Below are 1,569 nucleotides of genomic sequence, written 5' to 3' on the forward strand. Positions count from 1 at the left end.
GTCGAACATGTCGTGGGACAGCGCGACATGTTCGACGGCGCGCTGCTGCTCGGCGTCTGCGACAAGATCGTCCCGGGCCTGGTGATCGGCGCGCTGGCGTTCGGGCACCTGCCCGCGATCCTGGTCCCGGCCGGGCCGATGGCGTCCGGGCTGCCGAACGCGCAGAAGGCCGCGATCCGCAAGCGCTTCGCCACCGGCGAGATCGGCCGGGACGAGCTGCTCGCCGCCGAGGCCAGCTCCTACCACTCGTCCGGCACCTGCACGTTCTACGGCACCGCGAACTCCAACCAGCTGCTCATGGAGGTCATGGGCCTGCACCTGCCGGGCGCCAGCTTCGTCCCGCCGCACACCGCGCTGCGCGACGAGCTGACCCGCGCGGCCGGGCGGCGCGTCGTCGAGATCACCGACCCGCGCGGCGACGGCTACACGCCGATCGGCGAGCTGCTGGACGAGCGCGCGTTCGTCAACGGCGTCGTCGCGCTGCTGGCCACCGGCGGCTCCACCAACCACACCCTGCACCTGGTCGCCATGGCCGCGGCCGCCGGGATCGAGCTGACCTGGGACGACTTCGACGAGCTGTCCCGCGTCACGCCGCTGCTGACCCGGCTCTACCCCAACGGCACCGCCGACGTGAACCACTTCCACGCGGCGGGCGGCACCGGCTTCCTCATCCGCGAGCTGATCGGCGCGGGCCTCGTGCACGGTGACGCGCGGACGGTCGGCGGCGCGTCCCTGGCCGAGTACGCGGTCGTCCCGGAACTGGACAATGGCGTGCTGACCTGGACGGACGCGCCCGCGACGACCGGCGACGCCGACGTGCTGCGGCCCGCCGCCGAGCCGTTCGACGAGCACGGCGGCCTGCACACGGTCGACGGCAACCTCGGCCGCGCCGTCGTGAAGGTCTCGGCCGTCGCGCCCGAGCGCCGCACGATCGAGGCCCCGGCGCGGGTGTTCGGCTCGCAGGCCGAGCTCCAGGCCGCGTTCTCCGCCGGGGAGCTGGACGGCCGGGACCTGGTCGCGGTCGTCCGGTTCCAGGGACCGGCCGCGAACGGGATGCCCGAGCTGCACAAGCTCACCCCGCCGCTGAGCGTCCTCCAGGACCGCGGGCACCGTGTGGCACTCGTCACCGACGGCCGCATGTCGGGGGCCTCGGGCGCCGTCCCCGCCGCGATCCACGTCTCTCCGGAGGCCGCGGCCGGCGGTCCGCTCGCGCGGGTCCGCGACGGGGACGTGGTACGCCTGGATGCCGACAAGGGGCTCCTGGAGGTGCTGGTACCCGAGGACGAGTTCGCCGCGCGCGAGCCCGCCGCACCGCCGTCCGACCCGGTGCACGGGACGGGACGGGAGCTGTTCGGGGCGTTCCGGCGGGCCGTCGGGCCCGCCGAGCGCGGCGCGGGCGTGTTCGGCTGAACCGCCCGCAGGCAAGGAGGAACAGGACATGACGACGCCGTGGCTGGTCGCCGACGTGGGCGGCACCAACGCGCGCTTCGCGCTCGTGGACGGCCCGGGGGCGGCGCCCGAGCGGGTGGCGGCGCTGCCCACCCGGGACCACCGGGGGCTGGCCGAGGC

The 1,569-nt window shown here is 75.2% G+C and carries 1 protein-coding gene; it reads left to right on the forward strand.

The features are described 5' to 3' along the window. Positions 1-1,410: phosphogluconate dehydratase (gene edd, locus AB0J52_RS39850; protein ID WP_500188337.1), on the forward strand; the 1,410-nt coding region annotated here is incomplete at its 5' end. Between the last annotated feature and the right edge of the window lie 159 nt (positions 1,411-1,569).

The organism is Spirillospora sp. NPDC049652, assembly GCF_040675125.1.
Lineage (GTDB): Bacteria > Actinomycetota > Actinomycetes > Streptosporangiales > Streptosporangiaceae > Spirillospora.